The organism is Candidatus Arthromitus sp. SFB-rat-Yit, from assembly GCF_000283555.1.
Taxonomy (GTDB): Bacteria; Bacillota; Clostridia; order Clostridiales; family Clostridiaceae; genus Dwaynesavagella.
Genome location: NC_016012.1, coordinates 964,943 through 989,745, shown reverse-complemented (window position 1 = coordinate 989,745; position 24,803 = coordinate 964,943). Strand labels below are relative to the sequence as shown.

General features: G+C 29.1%; 20 protein-coding genes. 14 read left to right on the top strand and 6 right to left on the bottom strand.

Annotated elements, in window-relative coordinates:
- The first annotated feature begins 23 nt into the window (after window positions 1-23).
- From RATSFB_RS04690 to sigF, 10 genes are all read left to right on the top strand, one after another.
- Window positions 24-3,236: a DUF4214 domain-containing protein gene (locus tag RATSFB_RS04690; RefSeq protein ID WP_014094896.1), complete on the top strand. Its 3,213-nt coding sequence runs from the start codon at window positions 24-26 to the stop codon at window positions 3,234-3,236.
- Between the two features lie 64 nt (window positions 3,237-3,300).
- Complete coding sequence (locus RATSFB_RS04685; protein WP_014094895.1) at window positions 3,301-6,519, top strand: DUF4214 domain-containing protein; 3,219 nt, start codon at window positions 3,301-3,303, stop codon at window positions 6,517-6,519.
- Window positions 6,520-6,665: 146 nt separating this feature from the next.
- On the top strand, window positions 6,666-6,932 hold the full coding sequence (locus RATSFB_RS04680; RefSeq protein ID WP_242821386.1) for a hypothetical protein: 267 nt from the start codon (window positions 6,666-6,668) through the stop codon (window positions 6,930-6,932).
- Window positions 6,933-7,064: 132 nt separating this feature from the next.
- Window positions 7,065-10,544, top strand: a complete 3,480-nt coding sequence (locus tag RATSFB_RS04675; RefSeq protein WP_242821385.1) for a DUF4214 domain-containing protein — start codon at window positions 7,065-7,067, stop codon at window positions 10,542-10,544.
- 99 nt (window positions 10,545-10,643) lie between these two features.
- The gene (locus tag RATSFB_RS04670; RefSeq protein WP_014094893.1) at window positions 10,644-12,389 is read left to right on the top strand and encodes an ABC transporter substrate-binding protein; all 1,746 of its coding nucleotides are present in this window, start codon (window positions 10,644-10,646) and stop codon (window positions 12,387-12,389) included.
- A 22-nt stretch (window positions 12,390-12,411) separates the two neighbouring features.
- Entirely contained in the window at window positions 12,412-13,353 is a 942-nt protein-coding gene (locus RATSFB_RS04665; RefSeq protein WP_044035656.1) for a M28 family metallopeptidase, read from the top strand.
- Between the two features lie 110 nt (window positions 13,354-13,463).
- Window positions 13,464-14,126 (top strand): hypothetical protein, encoded by a 663-nt coding sequence (locus tag RATSFB_RS04660; protein WP_014094891.1) that lies wholly within the window; start codon window positions 13,464-13,466, stop codon window positions 14,124-14,126.
- 146 nt (window positions 14,127-14,272) lie between these two features.
- Entirely contained in the window at window positions 14,273-14,617 is a 345-nt protein-coding gene (gene spoIIAA, locus RATSFB_RS04655; RefSeq protein ID WP_044035560.1) for an anti-sigma F factor antagonist, read from the top strand.
- A gap of 10 nt (window positions 14,618-14,627) precedes the next feature.
- Window positions 14,628-15,080, top strand: coding sequence for an anti-sigma F factor (gene spoIIAB, locus RATSFB_RS04650; protein ID WP_014094889.1), 453 nt, complete (start codon window positions 14,628-14,630; stop codon window positions 15,078-15,080).
- 12 nt (window positions 15,081-15,092) lie between these two features.
- The gene (sigF, locus tag RATSFB_RS04645) at window positions 15,093-15,854 is read left to right on the top strand and encodes an RNA polymerase sporulation sigma factor SigF (RefSeq protein ID WP_014094888.1); all 762 of its coding nucleotides are present in this window, start codon (window positions 15,093-15,095) and stop codon (window positions 15,852-15,854) included.
- A gap of 550 nt (window positions 15,855-16,404) precedes the next feature.
- Here sigF and RATSFB_RS04640 read toward each other — a convergent pair.
- From RATSFB_RS04640 to RATSFB_RS04620, 5 genes are all read right to left on the bottom strand, one after another.
- Window positions 16,405-18,006, bottom strand: a complete 1,602-nt coding sequence (locus RATSFB_RS04640; RefSeq protein WP_014094887.1) for an alkyl sulfatase C-terminal domain-containing protein — start codon at window positions 18,004-18,006, stop codon at window positions 16,405-16,407.
- Between the two features lie 154 nt (window positions 18,007-18,160).
- Window positions 18,161-19,456, bottom strand: a complete 1,296-nt coding sequence (locus tag RATSFB_RS04635; protein ID WP_014094886.1) for a PTS sugar transporter subunit IIC — start codon at window positions 19,454-19,456, stop codon at window positions 18,161-18,163.
- A gap of 23 nt (window positions 19,457-19,479) precedes the next feature.
- The gene (locus RATSFB_RS04630) at window positions 19,480-20,103 is read right to left on the bottom strand and encodes a hypothetical protein (protein ID WP_014094885.1); all 624 of its coding nucleotides are present in this window, start codon (window positions 20,101-20,103) and stop codon (window positions 19,480-19,482) included.
- Window positions 20,104-20,257: 154 nt separating this feature from the next.
- Entirely contained in the window at window positions 20,258-20,692 is a 435-nt protein-coding gene (locus RATSFB_RS04625; protein ID WP_014094884.1) for a globin domain-containing protein, read from the bottom strand.
- A gap of 56 nt (window positions 20,693-20,748) precedes the next feature.
- Complete coding sequence (locus tag RATSFB_RS04620) at window positions 20,749-21,105, bottom strand: YbaN family protein (protein ID WP_044035559.1); 357 nt, start codon at window positions 21,103-21,105, stop codon at window positions 20,749-20,751.
- A 110-nt stretch (window positions 21,106-21,215) separates the two neighbouring features.
- Between RATSFB_RS04620 and RATSFB_RS04615 the strand changes: the two genes are divergently transcribed.
- Both RATSFB_RS04615 and RATSFB_RS04610 read left to right on the top strand, forming a co-directional pair.
- A complete protein-coding gene (locus RATSFB_RS04615; RefSeq protein ID WP_014094883.1) occupies window positions 21,216-21,974 on the top strand; it encodes a copper homeostasis protein CutC in 759 nt (252 codons plus the stop codon).
- A 15-nt stretch (window positions 21,975-21,989) separates the two neighbouring features.
- Window positions 21,990-22,250: a hypothetical protein gene (locus RATSFB_RS04610; protein ID WP_044035558.1), complete on the top strand. Its 261-nt coding sequence runs from the start codon at window positions 21,990-21,992 to the stop codon at window positions 22,248-22,250.
- A gap of 50 nt (window positions 22,251-22,300) precedes the next feature.
- On the opposite strand, the gene RATSFB_RS04605 is transcribed toward RATSFB_RS04610, so the two are convergent.
- A complete protein-coding gene (locus RATSFB_RS04605) occupies window positions 22,301-23,056 on the bottom strand; it encodes a DeoR/GlpR family DNA-binding transcription regulator (RefSeq protein WP_371136983.1) in 756 nt (251 codons plus the stop codon).
- A gap of 217 nt (window positions 23,057-23,273) precedes the next feature.
- On the opposite strand from RATSFB_RS04605, the gene ulaG reads away from it, so the two are divergent.
- Together ulaG and RATSFB_RS04595 are read left to right on the top strand one after the other, a co-directional pair.
- Window positions 23,274-24,332, top strand: a complete 1,059-nt coding sequence (ulaG, locus tag RATSFB_RS04600) for an L-ascorbate 6-phosphate lactonase (RefSeq protein WP_044035556.1) — start codon at window positions 23,274-23,276, stop codon at window positions 24,330-24,332.
- Window positions 24,333-24,335: 3 nt separating this feature from the next.
- Window positions 24,336-24,797 carry a PTS sugar transporter subunit IIA gene (locus tag RATSFB_RS04595; protein ID WP_014094880.1) on the top strand — a complete coding sequence of 154 codons (462 nt, stop codon included), beginning with the start codon at window positions 24,336-24,338 and terminating at the stop codon, window positions 24,795-24,797.
- The last annotated feature ends 6 nt before the right edge of the window (window positions 24,798-24,803 follow it).

The window sequence follows — 24,803 nt, the reverse complement described above, 5'->3', positions numbered from 1 at the left end:
AATTAGGAGGTTTTAAGAAGGTTATGAATAGAAAAAAGATTACACTTCTATTAACTGGATTAGTTGTTGCCTCAAGTATGTTAACAGGTTGCACATCAAATAACAATAAAAGTGCGGATAATGGTGCAAATGTAGCACAAGGAGAGGGTGGATTTAGAAGAGCAGCAGATAGAACTGTTACGGAATATACAGGAGATGGATATGGAGTAAATAATCCTTATACTAATAACACTTCACAAGATTATGGTTCTGAAACTTATCCAAATGTTAATTATGGTGATGAAATTATAGATGAAACATCAATAATAGATGAAAAAAATAATTTTGATAATAATGTAGCTCCATATGATGTAGCTCCATACGATATTTATGGAACTCAAGATAATGAAGTAACAGATAACTTAAAAATGAATCCAGAATCAAATGATGTAAACTTATTTGATCAAACAATGACAGATTATCAAATGACTCCATCTGATGAAATAATATCAAACGATAATGTTAATTCGTTTAATAATGGAAATACTATGACAGGATTTGGTGGAGCTATTGTTCAAGATGATGTTGATTCAATGATAAATGATACAACTGATAGTAAAATAAATAGTTCATCTCAAGGAAATACTGGAAGTTTAAATAATGCAATCAATAGTGCAGAAGTAACACCATCAGCTAGTGAATCTCAAAATAAAGCTAATGTAGTTGCCCCACAAAATACACAAGATAGCGGTATTGTTCCACAGGCTACTGCAGAAAAAACAACGATAGGAGAAATTATTCCAGTAAGAAGTGTTGGATCAAGTGAAGTGGTAGGTACAGGTGATGCTGGGAATATTCAAGGTGTTATTTATTTAAGCTTTAAATTATCAGGAGAAGTATTAAATAAAGAGAATTTAAGTGGATTAGTTTCAAATGCTTTTGATGAAGCAATTAAAGATTCTAATAGTGGGTGGTCAGGACAAGTAACAACAGCTAGGGAAGCATTACAAAAGGCACTTAAAAAAGTAATTTCTGATAATAATACAGGAAAAACATTGATGTTTAGAGATCCAAAAGGAACTCTTGTAAACGTTTCTATTTCTGATATATTCCCAGATGCAACAAGCAACAAGGATTATGTAAGAGGTATTATAGATTTAAATGGTATGAGGACAACAGGAAGAACTTTGAGAAGTGCAAGAACTATTAATTCTAAAGATATTGTATTAAGAATGATGATAAGAAGTAGTTCGGCTTCAAATGATAATACAACACTTAAAACTAATACCGATTATACATTCGTCGGTATAGGTGGAACTAATAGTGATGGAAATAGTTTGAAAGTTGATGCAAATGACAATCAATTTATATCAGGTTTTACAGTTCCAGAGTGTAGAACAGGTAAATCACCTTCAACTTTAACTGTTAAGAATGATAGTAGTAATACTCTTATATATGAAACTACAGCAAGCAATAATAAAGGAACTGAAAAACAAAAATATATAACAACAATGATTAAACCAGGAATTTATTTGGATATGACAGATTACCAAAATATTAAAGATGGAATAGTAACTGGTGGAACATTTATTAAATATAAAAATATAGTTTTCGATGATCCAGATAGCACAATTACAAAAGTTGAAATGCAAGATGCTAGAGGAACAAAGTATGCATGTAGTTTGGTGCCTGTTGACCCATCAAATAAAGATAAGGGATATTATATTCAAGTAAATAGCCTTGAGAGAGATACGTCATACACATTCACGAAACTTCTTGTAACTTCAAATATTGGAGTGCAAGATGAAACAGTTACTATCGATTTAGCTAACGTAGATTCAAGTAATAATATTACGGCTAACCAATTGACAGTTAGGACAACTAAGGTTTCTGAACCAAAAATAGAATTAGGTTCTGGTAATGTAAATGACGATGTTACTTTACCTAATGGGTTAAAAGTAAAACCAGTTAAAAATGATTCTACAGCACTTAGATATATAGTTAAGGTTGATAACAGTGAAGGAAATATTGGAGATTTGCAAATTCTTTCTTTAACTTCAACTGAAAAATCTGAAGTTAAAAAGATTGAGGATAGCAAAACAAAAACTAATTATTATATAGTAACTTTAACAAATCTTACACCTAACACTGATTATGGTCATGTTATTTTTGAACTTAGCTATAAAGATGAAACAGGTACAGAAAAATCAACAAGACAATCAATAGGAAATATTTATAAGTCTGATCCTAATAATACAAAAATGGATAACAGGACAGAGAAGGAAGCTTTAACAGGCTTGAATGATATCAATGTGGTAATAAACGATGAGTTTAAGAGTGATTATGCAAGAAAAGCAAGAGTTCCAATTTTTGTTGATGATATTCATGGAAGGATATCAGGAATGACTTTTAAACCTGTAGCAAATAATGCAGATGCAAAGGTTGAATTTAAAGATTCATATTTAGATATAACAGGATTAAAACCTAATTCTACTACAACGATAACTCTAGAATTTAATTATAAAGATGCAAGTGGCAATGATAAAGTGTTAACAAGATATTTGAAAGTTATGACGCCATCTGTTCCAGAAGTAGATGTTAAGTCTGATATTGCAAGTGTAAAAGGAAATGAAGTAAGTATAAAACTTGATTATTATGAAAATTTAAAATCAGGTATTAAATCAGTAGAAGTTAGAGATAAAAATTCTAATGTTATAAGAAGTTCTTGGGACAAAGATACCAATACCATAACACTTTATAATCTTGAACCAAATAAAGAATATAGTGAACTTGTTGCAACATTTACGTTAGAAAATAAATTAACAAGTAAGTATGAGTTGAGTCCATTTACAACAAGTGAAGAAATTGTTAAGCCAACAGGAGATATTGCAAATTTTGTTTCAAGAGTTTATACAATAGCACTTGGACGTGAGCCAGAAGTTGAAGGATGGAATTTCTGGATTAATAAATTGACATCAAAAGAACTTTCAGCTACAGAATTTATTGCAGAGAATTTAATGACTCAGCCAGAATTTGTTGATAGAGAGTTAAGTAAATCGAAGTTTGTTACGACAATGTATTCATTGATAGTTAATAGAGAGCCAGACGGTGATGGCCAAAACTATTGGGAAAGAAAATATGATGAATACAAAGATCAAGTTAAGTCTATAGCTGAGTTAAGGATTAAGATTGCGAGAGAAATGATGGATCAACCAGAGTTTAAAGAGTTAGTGACTAAACTTCAATTGATATATTAATCATTTCAAAAAAGAGAGATGGCTTATCTGCCATCTCTTTTTTTATACTAGGGAGGGTTTTGAAATGAATAAGAGGAAAGTTAGCTTTATGTTAGTTGTGATGTTTATTACATCAAATATTTTTTCAGGACATCTTATGCCTTATAATATGAAAAAAAATATGGAAGTTACAATGGCTTTGGATCGTGCGGCTGTTGAAACGGGTGAAGATAATAAATTGATTTATGCATATTTAAATTCAAGTTTGAGAGATGGAGATGTTGTAGTTGATGCCCCAACAACAGACGACAGTTCTGTAGATCAAGATGAAAGTAGTAGTGAGGGGGATAGTGTTCAAGATCCGTCGACTACACCAGTAACTCCACCATCAAATGGTACAGAACCACCTAATGTTGAGAATAGTCCTGAACAACCATCACAACCAGATAAAACAAATCAAAGCCAAGTTCAAATTATTAAGAGCTTAGGTAGTTCTGAATTGCTTGGTTCTGGAGAATCATACACACCTTATGGAACAATAGAGTTGAGTTTAAAATTATCAGGTGAAATATTAAATAAAAAAGTGATTGAAACAACACCTCCAGAAAATTCAGAAGGTGAAGAAGTGGATAAACCTTCAGAAGGTGAAGGTGATAGCGATAAGCCAAATGGTGACCAAGGTTCAGAAGAAGATGGAGATGAGGTAGAAGGGGGCGAAACTGAAGATGGTGTACAAGATGGAAGTGGAAGCGACAATGCTGGATCAAACCCTGGTCAAGGTGAAGCAGGAGATGAAAATGAAGAAAATGGAGAAACCTCTCAACCACAACCACCATCAGAAACTACTCCATCACCTGAAGAACCTTCAGAACCTTCAAAACCTGGAGAAGATGGAACTACAGGTGATGATGATTCTGTAGAGGATGATAATACTGATACAGAAGAAGACACTACGGAAAAAGATGATGCAGAGCAAGAAGATACAGAACAAGAAGTTAAAATTTCAACTTATGTAATAAGAAATTATGATGAAGGCACTCTTGGAGATTTAATTATTAAAGCATATGAGGAAGCGAAGAAAAATTCAAATGAAACTGTAGAGAGGAAAAAACTTCGTGATGCTCTTTCTAAAATTTTAGATGATATGAATGCACAATTATCATTTGATGGTAATGGTGGTGTGAAAAAAGTTAAGATGAGTTCGGACTTTGCACCAGATAAAGAAAAGTATATTAAAAATATTATTGATTTATCAAGCATGAGTTCAGAAGGTGAAATAAGAGCTAGTGATGTTGCTTTAAGAATTGTAATTAGAAATGAGAATGAAAACACAATTGGAGATAAGCTTCGTACTAATACGGTTTATACTTTGAATGCTTTAGAGGAACAGGAAGTGAATCGAGATATAACTGTTGGTGATGATGTTAAGTTGACTTTAACGGGATTGAGTAACTGTAAAACTGGAAAAGCTCCAGCGTTATTTGTATCTAAAAATGCAGGAAAATCTAATTTATATGAAACGACTTCACAAAATTTACAAGGTACTGCTAAAAATGATATGTATGTCACTCAATTTAAAGATGGCGTTTATTTGGATATGAAATCATATGGGACAAGTGAGCAAGATATTTTTATTACAACAAATTCTATAAGATTTAGAAATATAACTTTCAAAGATACTGATAGAAGTATATCAAGAGTTGAGATTCAGGATGATCAAGGTTATAGATATAATTGTAGTTTGACTTTGGAGAATACGGATACTTTTTCAATTGAGGTAAATGGGCTTAAGAGTAGTACGCCATATGTGTTTACAAAATTATTTATAACATCAGATATGAATGGAAGAACGACAACTCAAGAATTGAATTTAGGTTATTATGATAATGGAACTGTTAAACAAAATTATGAACCTGTAGTTACATTAAAAGAGCCAGAACCAAAAATTCAATTAGCTGGCACGAATTCTTCGATGATTAAGCTTCCAAATGGTCTTGATACTAACATTGTTAAGAATTCTGATTCTGCATTAAGATATGTATTTAAAGTTGATAATAAACAAGGGAATGTTTTAGATCTTAATGTTACAAGTCTTACGGACTCTGAAACATACCGAGTAGAAAAGATGATAGATAAAACGCAGAAGGAAAATTATTATATAGTGACGCTTAATAATTTGACGAAGAATAAAGATTATGGATTTGTAATTTTGGAATTAAATTATTTAGATAGCAATGGAAATGTTCAGATTGCTAGAAAAAGTTTATCAACATTAAATCCATCAAAAGGTGAAAACATTAAATATGATAACACAACTGAGGGTGAACCATTACCAGTTGAAGAAGCTGTACAAATTTCATTAAATGATAATTTTAGTTCATCGTACGCAAGAGTTGCAAGAGTTCCAATTTTAATTGATGATTTGGAAAATAGGATAGATTCAATCGAGGTTAAAAATCCTGACGATAATCCAGATGCAAAAGTAAGTTATGACAACTTTGTATTACAATTTAGTGATTTGAAACCAGAAACAAGTGGAATGTTTACTGTAATATTTAATTGTAATAATACGACTGCTAGAGAAGCGAATCAAATAAAAAGATATGTTAGATTAACAACAACAGAAACACCAGATTATGATATTAAATCTGCAGATATAAATGTAGTTGATCCAACTAAGGTAAATATTAAATTAAACACATATTCAGAGCCAAAATCAAAAGTAAAATCTGTATCAGTTTATGATGATTTAAATAATGTTTTTAAATCAACATGGGATAACGATACAAACACAATAAAATTAGAAGGACTTAAACCAGAATACACATACACGAACGTAATTATAAGGATAAATTTAGAAAATGGAAAGAGTGTTGAATATCCACTGGGAACTTTTAAAACGGTTGTCGATGAGAATAAACCAAAAGGAGAGGTAGCTGAATTTGTAAGAAGAGTATATAATATTGCTCTTGGACGTGAGCCTGAAGGTGGAGGATGGAATTTCTGGATAGAAAAACTTCAGAGTAAAGAGCTTTCAGCTACGGAATTTATAGCTGAGAATTTAATGACTCAACCAGAATTTGTTGACAGGGAACTTACTAAATCGAAATTTGTTTCAACAATGTACACTTTAATAGTAGACAGAGAGGCAGAAGAGGAAGGGCAAAGATATTGGGAAGGAAAATATGTTGAATATAGGAATGAAGTTTCGACTATCGCACAGCTAAGAATTAAGATAGCGAGAGAAATGATGGATCAGCCGGAATTTAAAGAGTTAGTGAGTAGGATAGGACTTATATATTAAAGTTTTAAAATTTTTTGTAATAAATTTTGTTGTAGATAATATTATTTAGAGTAGATGAACTCAAGTTCACCCGTATTTCACAGAAGAACCCCTTGCATTGAGTTCATCTATTATTTTTAAGTAATATATTTTTGGAGAATATGAATATGGAACAAAATATGGAACAAATTGATTTAATGGATGCACAAGTTATAACATCTACAACATTAACAAGTAATTTGGTAATAACTTTTTATTTTGATGAGGATGATGGAACGATAAGAAGATTTACAAAAACTATTTCAGGTATAAAGCAAGGAGCAACAAATGATGCTTTAAGTGAAGTAGCAAAATCTGTATCAAAAGTAATTGAACACACAAGATATGATATTAAAGTTGTTACAACTAACTTAATAGATAGTGTAATGGAGTAATTTAATATAGAGTAACATCTATAGTATAATTTTTATAAAAAGGGTCAATTATTGTTGACTCTTTAATTTTTTTTTGTTTTGTGAAATAAAGTTCATTAAATTTGTCATAAAACATTATTCTTACAACTAATAATGATATTGAATCAATTAATTTTAAAGGAATCAAAATTCATGAAAGACCAAAACGATAATAATTCTTTAAATTTTAATACAATTTATAACAAAATTATGGAGCAAGCTAATGGAGGAATTAATAAAAGTAGAATTGGTGAAAATACAGCTGAAGGCGTAGAAGAGGTGCAAATATCAGAACATATAGAAACGGTCACGAGTGAAAATGAACAATCATTTCAAAACTCTCAAGAATCTACTAATGACGAGAAAACAATATTAGTGGAGGAAGGAGATTTTGAAGAAGTGGAATTTGAAAAGCAAGAAGATTTTGAAAAAGTTGTTGAGGTCGACGAAACAATCAGTCAAGACAGTCAAATACAAATTGACAGCAGCAGTGATGACAGCGTACACGATTTACAAGATCAAAAAAATAATCAAGAGGATGGAGTTGCCATGTCCGGATCAGGAGAAAATAATCAAGGAAATGAAAAAGTAGATGAAGTAACAGAGGAAGTAATAATCGATAATAATGTTCAAGATTCATTTGATGTTCAAGAAATTCCAGAAGATGCTTTTGATGTTGTAGCCGATATGAGTCGTATAGCAACTTATGGGTTAACTCCAAGAGCGATAAATGATAATAGGATAGATCCTACAGCTAAGCCATCTGGTACTATTTCACAGTTTAGAAGTACAATTGGTGGAGTAGATTTAATAATATCAACTACAGAAACTACAGTTGAAAGTGGAATGTATACTTTCCAAGGGAAAGCGAAGGCAGATTTCATATTAACTGGTAAGGTGCTTGATGTTCTAGCAACAGTATCTCTTGTATCTTCTTTTGATTCTCAGAATATTGTTTTTATGGATTCAAGTATTACCGGAGGAACAACACCAACAACTGTAACAGCTAGTTTAAGAGATTTTATGATTAAAGCTGCAAATGAAATGATTGATGATATCAATGGAGTTAGAACTAATTTATCAACATCTGCTCCTTCTCATCCAGCAGGTATACCAGAGATAACTCACAGAGCACAATTAGCAAGGGCTCTTAGAGCAATATTTGAATCCAATACTGGGAGTTATACTGGTGGAATTCCAAACTTAATGTTTACATTTAAAGATGTTGATGATATTTCTCCTAAGCAAGTTACAGTACTCTATGATGGGGAATCAATATTTCCAGATAGTATGGATTACTTGAGAAGTATTATAGCGGAAGATTCATTGGTTAATAACGCTGTAACTAATAATGTTAGAACAACGACAACGTCCAATATGAATCTAAATGCAGAGGGAATGGCTGTTAGATTTGATATAAAGAACCCTGAGGATTACCAAGCATTTGAAAAAATGAAGACAAATACAAATTATCAGTTTGTTGCACTTAATAAGAACGTTACCTATTACTCTGATCCTAACACAAAGAGTGTTGTTAATTATCTTGAAGGATTCAGTATGACAAACTTCAAGACTGGTAAACAGCTACCATTATTTGAAACTTATAAGGTAGATAATTCTACATTAACAGCAGCAGAAATGATATATACGCATACTAATAGTACACCTTCAGCGATGAATATTGATTTTAATTCAATTGATGATACGACTTATTTTGATTATGAACAAATGATATCAACTACAGCTTCAAATATAGCATTGAGAACTAATGGTAACAGTGTAAGATTTAATACGTTAAAGATATTTGATAAAGATAAGACTATAACAAAAATGGAAGTTGAAGATGATAGATTAAATAAATATCCAGCATCTGTTGCTTTAATTGATACAGATAAACCAGAGAGGGGTGGATACCTGCATGTAACAGGACTAGAGAGGTCAACTCCATACACATTTAGAAAGTTACATGTAACAGCAAAACCAGAAGAAAAGGATGTAACAAAGACTATATTTTTATCTCAAATAATGACATCTAGTATAAGTGGTACTACAACAGTAACAACTGTGCTTACTCATACTTTATCTATTAGGACTTCAAATTTTACAGAGCCTAAACTTTATATAGAGCTTGATCCAGAGAAGAAATATGTTAATACTACAAGTGGAATGTTTACATCAACTGTTTCTGGAAGTGATACTGTTGAGGTATTCTATCCAAAATTAAATGTTGAACTTCCAAATAAGTTAGTAATGCCTGCTGTTAAAAATGATAAAACAGCTCTAAGGTATGTTATAGAAGTTGATAATAGTGATGTAACTATTAAAGATTTAACTGTTAATGGACTCAAAGGTGATGAGAAGTTTAAGGTTGAGAGAATTGAAGGAAAAGACAAAATATATTTCATCTTAACTCTTTACAATTTATCAGAGAAGAGAGATTATGGATTCTTAATTCTTGAACTCAGCTACGTTGATATTGATAAGAGAGAGCTTGTTACAAGACAAGTATTAAATACGATTAATAAAATAACTAATATTAGTATAGCTACAGCACCTTCTGCAGTCACAGGAGTAGTTTTTACAACTACAGGTATTCATCAAGTTCCAGGTGTAAATCTTGATAACGAAACAGGTCCAGAGTTAACAGGAACAGATGCATTTAATGTAACTTTATTTGATGCTAAGACATTAGAGGCTAGAAAAGCTGAAATTCCAGTGTTAGTTGATGATTTGAATGATAGATTTGTAAGAATTGATTTCCAAAAGCCAGCGAATAATCCTAATGTAGAGTTGGTTTTAGAAGGTGGATTGTTGAAGTTTACAAATCTAGAGCCAAAAACTGAAACAGTATACAAACTTGATTTCATTTGGAGAGATAAAGATAATAAAGAACAAACTTTATCAAAGTACGCAAAGATAACTACACCTCAAGCTTCATCTGTAGATGTAAAAGGAACTACAATAACTACTACAGATACAACAGCAGAAATCGTGTTTGAACTGTTTTCAAATCCACAATCTAAAATATCTAGCGTAGCATTAAACAATGAAAGTATTAAATTTACTTGGGATGTAAGCACATTAACTTTAAGATTAAGTGACTTGAAACCAATGACTGAATACAATAGTCTAGAAATAACTTTCAAACTTGAGAATGGTTTATTGACTAGATATAAAATCAATACTTTCACAACAAAACCAGCAATAGAGCCACCTACTGGAAAAGTTGCAGAATTTGTATCAAAAATTTATCTTGCTTCACTTGGACGCCAGCCAGAGGTTGAAGGATGGAAATTCTGGGTTCAAAGATTAGAATCTAAAGAATTAACAGTAACTCAATTTATTTATGGCTTAATGAAACAAGATGAATTCATAAATAGATATCTAAACAAAGAAGATTTTATAAAAATGATGTACCAAATAGTTGTAGGAAGAGATCCAGAAGAAGAAGGACAAAAATATTGGATAGGAAAATATGATGAGTATAGAGTACAATTAGAGTCATTAGCAGATTTGAGAATAAAAATAGCTAGTGAGATGATGAATGAATCAGAATTCAAACAATATGTTGCTTCTATGGGATTGGCGTATTAATAATTGGAGAGGATTTTTCCTCTCCTTTTTTATTTTTTAAATAAATTACAATTTTGTTGTAAATACTATATTTAATACAAATTGTGGAGGCATTTATAAATGAGGAAATTTATAAGACAAATTAATTTAATTTTGAGTATATTTATGATTTTTTGTTTCATTTCATCATGCAAATCTAATAAGGGAGAAACAGGAAATAAAATACAAGTTGATAACATATATAAAGGATCGGGAAAATTTGATAAAGATACATTATACATAAGTGCTAGCAATTTTAATTCTTCAAATAATAATGCTATCGTAAAGCAAGATATATTGAATGTTGGGATAAAGTATTTAAACAAGTTTAATTTTAATCCTTATTTAATTGAATCTAATTATGATTATCAGGTGATTGATGCTATTTGGGAACCTTTAATGAAAACAGGGCTTGATGGTGAGTTTTTTCCAAACATTTTGAAACAACTTCCAACAGTATCAGAGGATAGAAAGACTTATTTTTTTTCGCTTAGAGAAGATTTAGTTTGGGAAGATGGAACGAAGCTCACTACGAAGGATGTTGATTTTACATATAAATTTTTGATGGATTCAAATTATAGAGGAAGTTTTGATCGAGAAACTTTGGATATTAAAAATTGGAGGGAGTATAACAGTGGATCGGTGGATTTTATTGAAGGTATTGAAATTATAGATGAGTATAATTTTAGAGTTACTGTGGAAAATCCAAGCGTTCAAACGATAGGACTTTTAAATATTTATCCTCTTTCTTATTTGTATTATGGTCAATATTATTATCAGGGTAGGGCAAATGAAATTTTTGAAAGAAATTTGAGACCTTTTGGAAATGGGGTATTTAAATTTTTAGGTTATGAGGATGAAAATTATTTAATTCTTAAAGCAAATGAAAACTATTATAAAGGTAAAACAGATATTGAAACATTAACTTTTAAAAAAGTTGACGAGGAAAATTACATAAGAAATTTAATTTCAGGTGATATTGATATAGCGTATGATGTTTTATTCAATAATGAAAATATCGAAAAAACAGCGAATGCTCAATTTTTAAATGGATACATATTTGATTCATATGGCTATGTTTCGATTGGAATTAATCATTCAAATGAATCGTTAAAGGAGATTCCTGTTAGGAAAGCCATTAATTTGGCTATAGATAAAAATAAAATTGCGGAAAGTGTATCAAACTTAAAATTAAATGTTATAGATAGTCCGATTGATAGGATTTTTTATAAATTTTTTTATGACAAGGATAATGTGAAAAATACTTTTAACAAAATAGAAGCAGTTAGGGTTTTGAATGAGCAAGGATGGATTAAAAATAGGTACGATATTTTTGAAAAAGATGGAAAAGCCTTACAATTTAAAATTCTTGTCCAAAAAAATGATAAGCTATGTCAGAATATTTATCCAAAAATAGAGTTAGATTTGAAAAATGCTGGGATCTCATTGATTAAAGAAGAATTCGATATTTATAATATTTCTGATTTTATTTCGAAGAAAAATGATTATGATCTATTTTTAGTAAGCGATGGGTTTATTTCTGGTAGTAGTTGGTATAGAAGTTTTCACACGTCGGGGATGGATAATCATATTTTTTATTCGAATCAAAGATTAGATGAAATATTAACGCATATCAATAGAAATTTTGATATAGAGTCAAATAAGGATTTTTATATTGAAGCTTATGAAATTTTAAAAGAAGATTTGCCTGTGATTCCATTGTTTCAATGTAAGAAATTTGATGTTTATAATAGAAGAATTTTTGGAATAAATTCAGTTAACATATTTAAAACATTTTATTATGACGAAATAATTTTGAGAAAATAGTATTATGAGGGGTGATATTGCATTGAAGAAATATATTCATATAGTTGTAGTTCTATTAATATTGATTTATAATTTTGATTCGTTTAATGTAATGGCTATAAATGGAGATATTGCATACAAACATTTATTAAAATTTTCATCGATAGGGAATAGAGTGTTCTTAACACAAAGTGAAATAAATTCAAGAAAGTACATAAAAAATGTTTTGAAAGATTTGGGTTATAAGGTCAATATAGATAAATTTGATGTCGATGGACACGAAACTGAAAATATCGAAGTGAATAAAAAAGGTATGGATTCTTCAAAAGTTATAATTTTAGGAGCACATTATGATGGACGTATCGAAGGAAATGCATTTGATGACAATGGTTCAGGAATTTCTATACTCTTAGAACTTTGCAAAATTTTTCGAGATATCAATACCCCGTATGATTTAAAATTTATATTTTTTGGAGCGGAAGAGATAAATTTATTGGGGCGTGGACTTCACGGATCTTATAATTATGTAGAGTCATTGAGTGATTCGGAGAAGGAAAGAATAAAATACATGATTAACTTGGATACATTAGTATCTGGAGATAATATGTATGTCTATAATGTTTATAAAGATGAAAAAATTGAAGAAACAGATAATTTATTTCTGGAGAAGCTTATGGAGATTGCTCAAAATATGGAGATAGATATAAAAGTTAATTTAAGAGATGGGGAAGATGTAAGTTTTACGAATACCAAAAGCGATTATTACCCTTTTTTTGAAAGCGGAATACCTGTTTTATATTTTGAATCGACAAATTGGAACGCTGGGGAAAATGACGGACGTACACAGACCGAAATGTTTGGAAGAATAATTCACACACCAATGGATAATATGAACTTTCTAGAGAATTTTTTTGACAAGAGAATAAAAGAGCGTTTAACGAATTATGTAAGTTTGATCAAAGAGTTTATATTAAATGGTATTTAACCTCCTAATGGAGGTTTTTTTGTTTTTAATATATTGTGTGAAAAGTTAACAATGTGTTAAAATAGTAATAAATAGTTAACAATTTTGTAATAATGAGGAGTAAAAAATAGATGAAATATTGTAGTGAAAGATATTTTTTCCTATTTGGTGATGGTTATAATGTTATAAAATTATTGAATGATTTAGAAGACTCATTTGACCAGGCGACTATATTAAACGAAATTCGGAATGTTTTCTATAAGATTTTTAATAATTTTAATAAAAATATTTTTGGAATTATAGAAGGTTATGTTAGTAGATTAAATTTAAATGTGCATTATACAAGTCAACCAATTAATATTAAACATATCAAAAATATTTGCGATGGAATTTTTAGTAATAAAGATATTAAAAATATTTTATTCAAGATCGATTCAATATTAGTTGGAATGAAATTTAAAAATAATTTTGATATTAAGTTGTATATAAAACTTGTAGATCTTTTAGAAGAGATAGATCTTTCATGTATTATGGAGATTTATTTGTATTTATTGAATGAAGATTTGGATAGTGTTTTGAGCTTTATATTAAATAAGATGAATGATTCTGTTACATATAAAAATGATGTTCCAATACAAACAATAAATGAAAAATTTTTATTGAGTGTTGAAAATAAATTGAAGCTTTTCAAAAAACTTTATGATGATGAAGATATTTGTCTTGTTATGAAAAATAGTGATCATTTAGTTTATAGGATAAATAATGATATCAAGATTATACAATTAGTAAAGTAGTATAAGATTTTAGCATATAAAAATTTTGGTATATTGAATTTTTATAAGAATATAGAAAATATTTACATTTTTATATTGAATTTATTATTATAATATTGTAAAATTTTTACATATTCAAGATATCCCAAATTCGTTTTTTAGAAAGGATGTTTTTTTTGGAAGTTTTTTGTGAAGAGCAAAATAATACTATTGTAGCTTATCTTAATGGAGAATTAGATCATCATTCAGCTGAATATATAAGGATAAAAATAGATTACTACATAGATACTTCCACTTCTAAAAATTTAGTTTTTGATTTTAAAAATGTTTCGTTTATGGATAGTTCAGGCATTGGAATAATAATTGGAAGACATAAAAAGATAACAGCTAAGAATGGACAAGTGTTTTTAGTTAATTTGAATCAAACAATTAAAAAAGTTATTGAATTGTCGGGTATTAATAAAATTGTAAAAATACATAGTGATTTAACAGAGGTTATGAATAATGCTTAGGGGGATTTGTATGCAAAATAGTATGAGTTTAACTTTAAGCAGTAGGTCTAGCAATGAAAGTTTTGCTAGGGTTGCTGTCGCTGCATTTATTGCTCAACTTGACCCAACACTTGAAGAGATTAGCGATGTTAAAACTGCAGTGTCAGAGGCTGTTACTAACGCTATAATACATGGTTATAATGAAGATAAAAATACTAATGTAGTTATTAATGTTGGTATTGAAGATAATGAAGAAGACAATAATGACAATGACAAATATAAAGTTACAATAAGTATTATAGACTATGGATGTGGAATTGATAATATTGATCAGGCAAGAGAGCCTCTATATACATCAAGACCTGATCTTGAACGTTCGGGCATGGGATTTTCAGTGATGGAAAGTTTTATGGACGAATTATATGTTGATAGTAGCAGAGATAAGGGAACTCATATTAAAATGGTAAAGTATATAAAAAAGTAAGGTGAGTGTATAATGGCATATGAAAATTCAGTCTTCAGCAATGCTTTACGTCATTATGAAAATGATGAACTTTTAAAGAGAGTAAGAAATGGAGATAAAAAAGCTGAAGATTTGCTCTTGGAGGTTAATTTACCATTAGTTGCATCACTAAGTAAGAAATTTTTGGGTAGAGGATACGACTACGATGATATTTACCAAGTCGGGGCACTTGGACTTATTAAAGCTATTAAAAATTTTAATAGTGAGTATAATGTTAAATTCTCTACGTATGCTGTTCCTATGATCTTGGGTGAAATAAAAAGGTTTTTAAGAGATGATGGTATCGTTAAAATTAGCAGAAATGTAAAAGGGATATCGAGAAAAATAATGTTTAAGCGTGATGAGCTTACAAAAGAGCTAAATAGAGAACCAACAGTTTATGAATTGGCTGAATACACTAAGTTGAGTGTTGAAGATATAATTTTAGCTATAGATTCTTGTTCTAGTACACAGTATTTATATGATACTGTGCATCAAGATGATGGATCGCCGATTCTTTTGATTGATAAAATTGAAGAAAAGGCATCTGATGATTCTATTATTTTAAACAGACTTGTATTGAAAGAAATGATAAGTAAACTTGATGAGAAAAGTAGGCAAATTATAATGCTTAGATATTTTAAAGATAAGACACAAATACAGGTAGCTTCTGTACTTGGGATTAGTCAAGTTCAAGTTTCTCGTATTGAAAAAAAGATATTAGCAAAGTTAAAAGGCATTTTAAAAGATTACTGATTAAAAAATAGAGTAGGGTATAGATTTTTAAAACCTATACCCAGTTGTTTTGATTGTATTGACTTTTTATTCTACAATCGGTTTTGAGTTAATAATTTATTTATAATAATAGGAATAAAGCATTAAGCCTTACACTCTAACTTGTCCTATTTAAATATGTAAATGGGAAACTTAGTAAAACCGTAAGCAAGAATATTAATCAGGCTACAAAACAATTAACACTCAAATTAATAAATACTAAGCTAAAATCACCTATTGTATTAATTAGGAACACTTATATTTTTATTCTCAAATACTAAGATGCCAATTATAGTATTTAAAATTAAAGATATAAGTATAGAAAGAGTATTTACTATGTAAGAATTCATACTATAAATGAATTCTATATAAAATAAAATACCAACTCTTAAAAAACTATTACTATGTGATATTTTGTAATATTTTTTATGCAATAACTTGATTGCATAAATATAGTATAAAAAAAATTTATTGTTAAGTCAATATCAAAAAAATGAATTAAATGTAAACAAAAGGCTGAATATATAAATATTCAGCCTTTGATATTTAGGTTTAATTTCAAATATATCCATGAAATGAATATCCCAAATCCGATAAATATATAAGATATAGTGTGCAAAGGTGTGTCTAAAACTAATGATAAAATGAATCTAATTGTAAATAAAATTGACCATAATATTGTTAAATTTTTATTTATATTTTTGAAGAGAATTGTTTTAGCAATTTCTGAATTATAAGAAATTTCGGAATATTCCGACATAATTGATTTTTCGCATCCTGAACTCATGAAAAGAGTTAAAATTAATATTATGTTGAGGAAAAATGATGAAACAATATCGTTAAATACAATTGGATTTAAAACATTAAATAGATTGTAAAATGGAAAAATAATTAATGTTAACGCTTCAAGTTTTGTGATTTTTTTAAAATGTCTAGGTTTTATGATTGTTATAAAAATTGTAGTGTATAAAACAGCGAAAGTTGAAGTGAATAGTGGTTGACAAATGTGTAAAAGTGTCCAGTAAAATAACCAGGGTATTATAGCTAAAACAAACCAAATTATGGGATTAAGTTTTAAAGTTGTAATTTTTTGTTCGTTGTTTTCTTCGACATGTTTAAACAATTTGTTTAACAACTCTAAATTTTTAGTTTCCCCAATGCATTTAATTTTTTCGTCCAATAGTGCAGTTTCGATTTTTAAATTTTTAAAAATTATTTTGTACCAAGTTTTATAATTTGATATTATTGTAGTGTTTATTTCGTCATTTAATTGATAGCGTAATTTTGCAGTTTTATTTTTAATTACAAGATAAATTGGTTTTGGATTTTCAAATATAAATTTGTATGTTATGTTTAGGTCGTTTGCAAGAGCGTGGTTAAAATTTGCTACCATTACATTTAATAGAGATCTTATTGAAAGATATTTTATGTTGTTTGATTTTATTTTGGGAGTTTTATTCTTTTTAGGTTTCTTATCTTTACTAAAGATGTTTTTCTTGAATTTCCTTTTTTTATGATGTTTTATTGATTTTTTATTTGCATTCTTATCTTCTGTTTTTATGTTATCATTTGGTACGGTATTGATTAGTATGGATGTCTTGTTATCTGAAATAGTAGATTCATCTACCTCAATTTCTGGAAGATTAGGTTCTGTTATGGTTATTATGTTTGAAGGTGTTTCGATTTTAGTTATGGTGTTTTGATTTTGGGTTAACTCTTTATTTTTTGAAGTGTTTTCATTAGATGAAGTTTTTGAGATAGAGAATGCATTGGAATTTTTTATGTCATTAGGTAAATCTTTTTCAAGTAGGTTGCATAGCAATATGTAATTTTTAATTTCACCATCACATTTAATTAGGTTTTCTTTTAGTGCATTTTTTAATGATGCTTTATTTAAACAAATTTCTTGCCAAATTTTATGACTTGTTCTAATAGTTGTATTTATATGTAAAGGAGTATGATTTAAAATTTTACAAAAACCATCTTTAACTTCTAAATATATAGGATCGTTATCGTCAAATATAAACGAATAAATAATATATAAATTTTCGCAATTAGTTGGATTAAATTTAGAAATTATTCGATCTATTAGCAAACTAATTGGAAATAAATTGTTGTTTTCCATATCTTTCATTCATCTCACTCCTTGTAATTTACAATGTGAAAAAAATTATTGAACATAAAACATGAATATTATTCCCGATATTTGATTTAAATACTCTAAAAATTTGCAAGATTATTTAAAAAGATAAAAGGCATATCAAGATTGATATGCCTTTTAATTGTTTTTATTTAGTTTCTTTGATTAGTGTATTTTTTTCATAAACTTTGAAGAACGGATAGTATATAACAAGACTTACGAGAACTAAAAAGAATGAAAATATAACATTTCTAAAATCAAGTGATGATAAGTAAGCTTGAGCAAAGAATGGAGTAAATGATGGATCAACTAAATATCCAAGACCTATTAATCCAATTTTTTGTGCAAAATATGTCATGCTTACTGTAACTATTGGAGTTAATAAAAATGGTATAACGAGCATTGTATTAAATACAATTGGAGCACCAAAAATTATAGGCTCATTGATTCCACATATTCCTGGAACAATCGATAGCTTACCTAATGATTTTAAATGAACAGATTTACTAAACATCATTAAAATTATAAGTCCCAATGTATTCCCAGCTCCACCAAGAACTGTAATTCTAAACATTTGTAGGTTCATTAAAAGATTTGGAGTTTGACCTGATGCAAGCAAATCAGCATTGAGTCCAGTGTTAGTTATCCCAAGAGTAAATACAATTGGGAAAATTATTGATGTACCATTAACGCCTATAATCCACAATAGATTTCCAAATGTCATGATTAATAAAAATCCCCATAAATTATCTACGACAGAAAGAGCAGGATTCAATATAGACATTATAGCTTGAGGAATTGACATATTAAAGTTAACTTTTATTATTATGTTTATTCCATATATGATTAGGATGTTTGCAAGTAGTGGAAACATTGAATTTATAAACGATGTTACAGCAGGGGGAACACTGTCTGGCATTTTAATTTGAAACCCCTTTTTTTCTATTAATCTAGTTATTTCTACTGATAAAAGACCAATGATTATTGCAACAAATAACCCGTCAGACCCTAAAAATGCCGTCGATATATTTCCTTCAATTACAGTTGCAGATACCATAAAATATACACACATTGATATAAGCCCTGACATTATGCTTTTCATCTTATATTCATTAGCTAAAGCATATGAAATTGTAAATGCTGATGCAACACCTAAAAGTCCCATTGTCATATCATATGGAGTAGTGATTAAGGAATAATTTTCTACTGCAAACGATTTCCATGAAAGAAGAAATTTTAAAAATATATTTGTTGTATTTGGATCAATTATATCTGGATTTATTGGTGGGTTTGCTATTATTAGAAAAAGGGAGCCTATTACAATTAGAGGTAGTGTGAGCATCATACCAGTTGAAACGGCTCTTAAATGACGTTGGTTTGCTATTTTTGTGCTTATTGGTGATAACGTTTTATCTAGTTTTTCAAATATTGAATTCGATTTCATTTCTCATTAAACCTTTCGTTTTATTATTCCTGCCAAGGATTATATTTAAATGCTGAATCGCAAACATCATTAGGATTATATTTTTTTAATATTTCTTCGTAACGCTCTTTATAGTCGTTGTTTATAGGGAGTTGAGGAATTACTTTACTTGCTTCATTCAAGAAATGGAATGAATCTCTTCCCATTTTTGCTCCTCTTATAGTGTGCTTATCTAAAGCAAAATCTGGAATTTCAGGAACAAAGCCCATAGCAAAATTCTTTATAATTATATTTTTAAGTAAATCACTTGAGCGATCTTTTTGGCACTCACATAGATATCTGATTGCGTGTATGAAAAATATTGGTCTATCGCCATCAGCGTAAGCATAATTTTTTCTCATTTCATTTAAGTTGTTTATTAGTATTGGAGCATTAACGTCACCCATACCAATATCTTCAACAGTTATAGTGATGAGTCTTCTCCAAAGTTTATCCTCCATTTGGGGTGATGTTATATACATTTCGTAAGCAAATTTACAAGCTTCCTCAACAAGTCCACGTCTTATACATTTTTGTAGTGAAGATATAACCTCATCCCCAGCAAGACCATTTCTTGTAGTTACTCTTGCCCAAGGATCTTGTATAAATTCTTTGTTATTTTGATTCATTATGTGTATCCCCCTTATATTTAAAAAAAATTAGGTAATTGTTTATTTATATTTTGGATTTTACAACAAAAAGATATTCAATACAACTTTAATTGTCTAAAAAATGATAAGAGGAACAATTAATAAAAATAATTAATTGTTCCTCTTTACTATGTTAAAGATTATTATAAAGTTCCTTTTCTACGTCTATAAATATTTTAGAAATATATGTGTAAACTTCAGAAAATGCATTAATAACATCATCTGTTGCAGCATCACCTAAAGTTTTTTTGATTGCTAATAAGAGATTTTTTCCAACTATTGGGTAGTGTTCAGGTAAAACTTTTGCTTTAACATGAGATTCTCCAATTTTTTTAACAGTTGGAAGAATTTTTTCTAAGTCATCGATATTTTGAGCAACCGCAAGAAGCGAAGCAGCTAAGGCTTTAGCTTGTTTACCACTTTTTTGTCTATCTTCATCAAAAAGAGGTCTAACTTCTGGATTGTTGGTGAACATTAAATCATAAAAATTTTCTGTTAATTCAACTCCACGTTCTCTTAATACTGGAACGCAGTCTTTTATTATACTTTTAACTTTAAAATCTAACATCATTAACCTCCTTAAATTTACTATATTCCTAATTATACATTAAAAGAATTATGGTCTCAATAATTTTTTATTTTGAATAAAAAATAGTAATAAAGATATGCAAGTAGTATTATAACTATAAGTTTAATTATTAGGTTATCAAGTATTATTAAGGGAAAAGACATCATGGTTGTAGCCAAACATAACAAAAATATTTTGCGTTTTAGAGGAAGTCTTTTATTTTTCATGAAGTCTTCTAGATATTTTTTGTAGAATTTAGATTCGATAAATTTTTTTTCAAGTTTGGGAGAAGATTTTGTAAAACAAACTAGTGTTAATAGAAATAGGGGAGTTGTTGGTATTAAAGGTAGAGCTATTCCAATTACTCCAATTATAAAAAATAAACCCCCTAAGAATATATAAATATATTTCATGTATTGTGACCTCAAAATTATATAATTTTAATTTAAATTATACTTTAAAACATCCTCATTTTAAAGTATCTTATTATTAATGATATCTTTAATTGTGAGAGGGCTTTTACATGAAAAATAAATTTATTTTGGAGTGTTGTATTGATAGTGTTGAATCAGCTATAAATGCAATAAATGGCGGTGCAGATAGACTAGAGCTTTGTGCGAATTTGATAATTGGGGGGACGAGTCCGAGTATATTCTTGTTTAAAGAAATTAGAAAGATATCTAATATACCTATCCATGTTCTTTTAAGACCTAGATTTGGAGATTTTTTATATACAAATTATGAAAAAAATATTATGAAATATGAGGTCGAACTATTTCGTGATGCTGGAGCTGATGGAATTGTTGTAGGAGCATTAAAAAGTAATGGGGAACTTGATTATGATTTTATGAAAGAGATAAAGGAAGTTAGTGGGAATATAAATATCGTACTTCATAGAGCTTTTGATGTTTGTCGAGATCCATTTGAAGTGTTGAATCAATCAATAGATCTTGGAATTCATACAATTTTGACTTCTGGGCAACAAAATAATTGTTTAAATGGAATTGATTTAATAAATAATTTGAATGAAAAATCGAGTGGTAAAATTTCTATAATGGCAGGTTCAGGTATGAATACAGATGTGATGAAGGAATTTTTATTGAAAACCAAAGTTAAAGCGTTTCATATGTCAGCTAAACAGGTTTTGGATAGTGGAATGAAATTTAGAAATAGCAATGTGAGTATGGGTGTACAAGGGTTAAGTGAATATGAATTGTGGGTAACGAACGAAGATGAGATAAGAAAAGCAAAAAATATTTTAAATAATTACTCTGAAAAATAGAGGAGAAGTATAGTTATGAATTTTAAATTTGATATATCTGAGTTAAGGAAAATCATCGATAGTAAATCTAAGAAAAAACCAAAGAGAAATGTTGTTCATACCATAGGATATGATAAATTTTCTGTAAAAGAAATTTTTAGAAAAGCAAAAGCAGTTGTTACAAATGAAAATAACAAAAAGATAGCAATGGATATTTTTGATCAAGTTAAGGGCTTTGTACAAAAAATTTCTAGCACTAAAGATGGAAAAACTAAAATTAAGAGATGGAAAAAATAAAATTATAAATTAAAAGAGTATTTGTTTTTCAAATACTCTTTTTGGTGTTTTTAATGGGAATAAATTATTTTTATACCCTTTTTTTGGATATTTATGAGTTCATCGGATGGAGAAGAGTCAGTTATTAAAGTATTTATCATATTTATCGTACCACTTAAAAAGTTACATTCACGTCCGATTTTTGAAGTTTCGGCTAAGATAAATACATTTCCAATACATCTTTTAATCATGCATTCATTTACGCAGGCTTCTTGTGGGATTATTGAGGTAAATCCATTTGTAGTGATTCCACTGCATCCAAGAAAGCATTTAGTGGCAATAATATTATTCAATGTTCTAACTGCAAGTTCACCAGTTAATGATTTTTTGTTTGTGTTTAAATCACCGCCAGTTAAAATAACTGATATGTTTGGATTATTTATGAGTATAGCGTTTGCGTTATTTGTGATAACATTTACATTTTTATTGTGTATATATTCAAGCATTTTTAAAGTTATTTTACTAGTGTTTACAAAAATAATATCATTATCCTCAACATAATTTGAAGCTATTTTTGCGATTGAATCAATATAATCCTTCCTTTCTTTTATGTATAAATTTTTGTTTTTAAATTTTGCACCTCCATAGAATCTCTCAATAAAACCATTGTCTTCAAGTACTTGTAAATCACGTCTAATTGTTAGAGGGGATACTTTAAGTTTTTTAGAAAGAGTGTTTACGAATACTTTGTCGGAGGTTTGTATTTCCATTAGTATTTTGCCTCTACGAGTATTGATTATTTTCTTGGATATTTTCAAAATACTCACCACTTTATCAAATAAATAATTGTACCATTGCACTTATGATTAATTTTATTATAACTGTTTAAAATTATGGTTTGTCAAATATTATTATATTATTATTAACAATTGATTAAATAAAAATGATCATATAAAAATAAAAATGTTCTTAAAAACAATTGAATTTAGACAATGTCTTATAGTAAATTTAAAATATATATAATAAATGTTAGGGGTGTTTAAATTGAGTAAGATAGATGAAATAACTAGAGAGTCTTGGATACTTGGGGCATTTCCTGAGTGGGGAACTTGGCTTAATGAAGAGATAGATGAAGAAGTTGTAGAAAAAGGAACATTTGCAATGTGGTGGATTGGGTGTACAGGTATTTGGGTTAAAACTCATCAAAATACTAATATCTCAATCGATTTATGGTTTGGAAATGGTAAAAGAAGTAAAAAAGTTAAAGAAATGGATAAGTATCATCAAATGAGAAATATGACGGGTGGTAGAGCAACTCAGCCTAATTTAAGGGCAGCTCCAATTGTATTTGATCCATTTGCTGTTAAAAATGTTGATGCAGTTTTATCCACACATTACCATAACGATCATATAGATCCTTTTTATGCAGCTGCAGTTATGAAAAATGTTGAGAAAAAAGTTCCATTCATTGGACCTAAAAAATGTATAGAGAAGTGGCTTTCTTATGGAGTGCCTGCTGATAGATGTGTTGAAGTTAAACCTGGTGATGTAGTTAAGATAAATGAGGTTGAAATTGTAGTTTTAGATAGTTTTGATAGAACTTGTTTGGTTACTGCTGATGAAGATATCAGAGGAGTTTGTCCAACTGATATGGATGAAAAAGCTGTTAACTATTTAATAAAGACTGATGCTGGAAGTATATACCATAGTGGAGATTCACATTATTCTGTGTATTACGCAAAACATGGGAAAGATTATGAAATAGACGTTGCTCTTGGATCTTTTGGGGAAAATCCTATTGGAAATCAAGATAAAATGACATCAATTGACGTATTGCGTATGGCTGAAGCACTTCAATGCAAGGTTGTAATTCCTTTCCATTATGATGTTTGGACTAATTTTAAAGCTGATCCTCAAGAAGTTAATATGCTTTATGAGTACAAGAAAGATGTACTTCAATATAAGTTTAAACCATTTATTTGGGATGTTGGAGGAAAATTTATTTATCCAAATGATAAAGATAAGCGTCAGTATCATTATAGAAGAGGTTTTGAAGATTGTTTCACAGATGAACCTAACGTTCCATTCCGTTCAATTTTATAGGAGATGATTTTAGTGCTAAAAAAAATATTAGATAAATCTTATTATTCATTTCATGAAAGTTTTGACGATTGGAGAGAAGCAATTAAAGCTAGTTATGTTCCGTTTCTTAAAAATGGAATTGTAAACGATTTTTATGTAGATGCTGTTATTAAAAGTGTAGAAGAATATGGACCTTATATCGTTCTTATGAAAGATATAGCGATGCCCCATTCAAATGTAAATGAAGATTGGTGTAAAGAAACTAGTATAGCTTTCATGAAAGTGAAAAAACCAGTAATATTTGATCCCAATGATAGTGAAAAGCAGGCACGATTATTTTTTTCACTTTCAATACGGGATAACGAGGAGCACATTAAAAATTTACAAGGTTTAATGGAAGTATTGGAAAATGAAGAATTGGTATCAGAACTTTTAGAGGCTGATAATGAACAGGAGTTCCGAAAAATTGTAGATAAATACAAATAGGAGTAT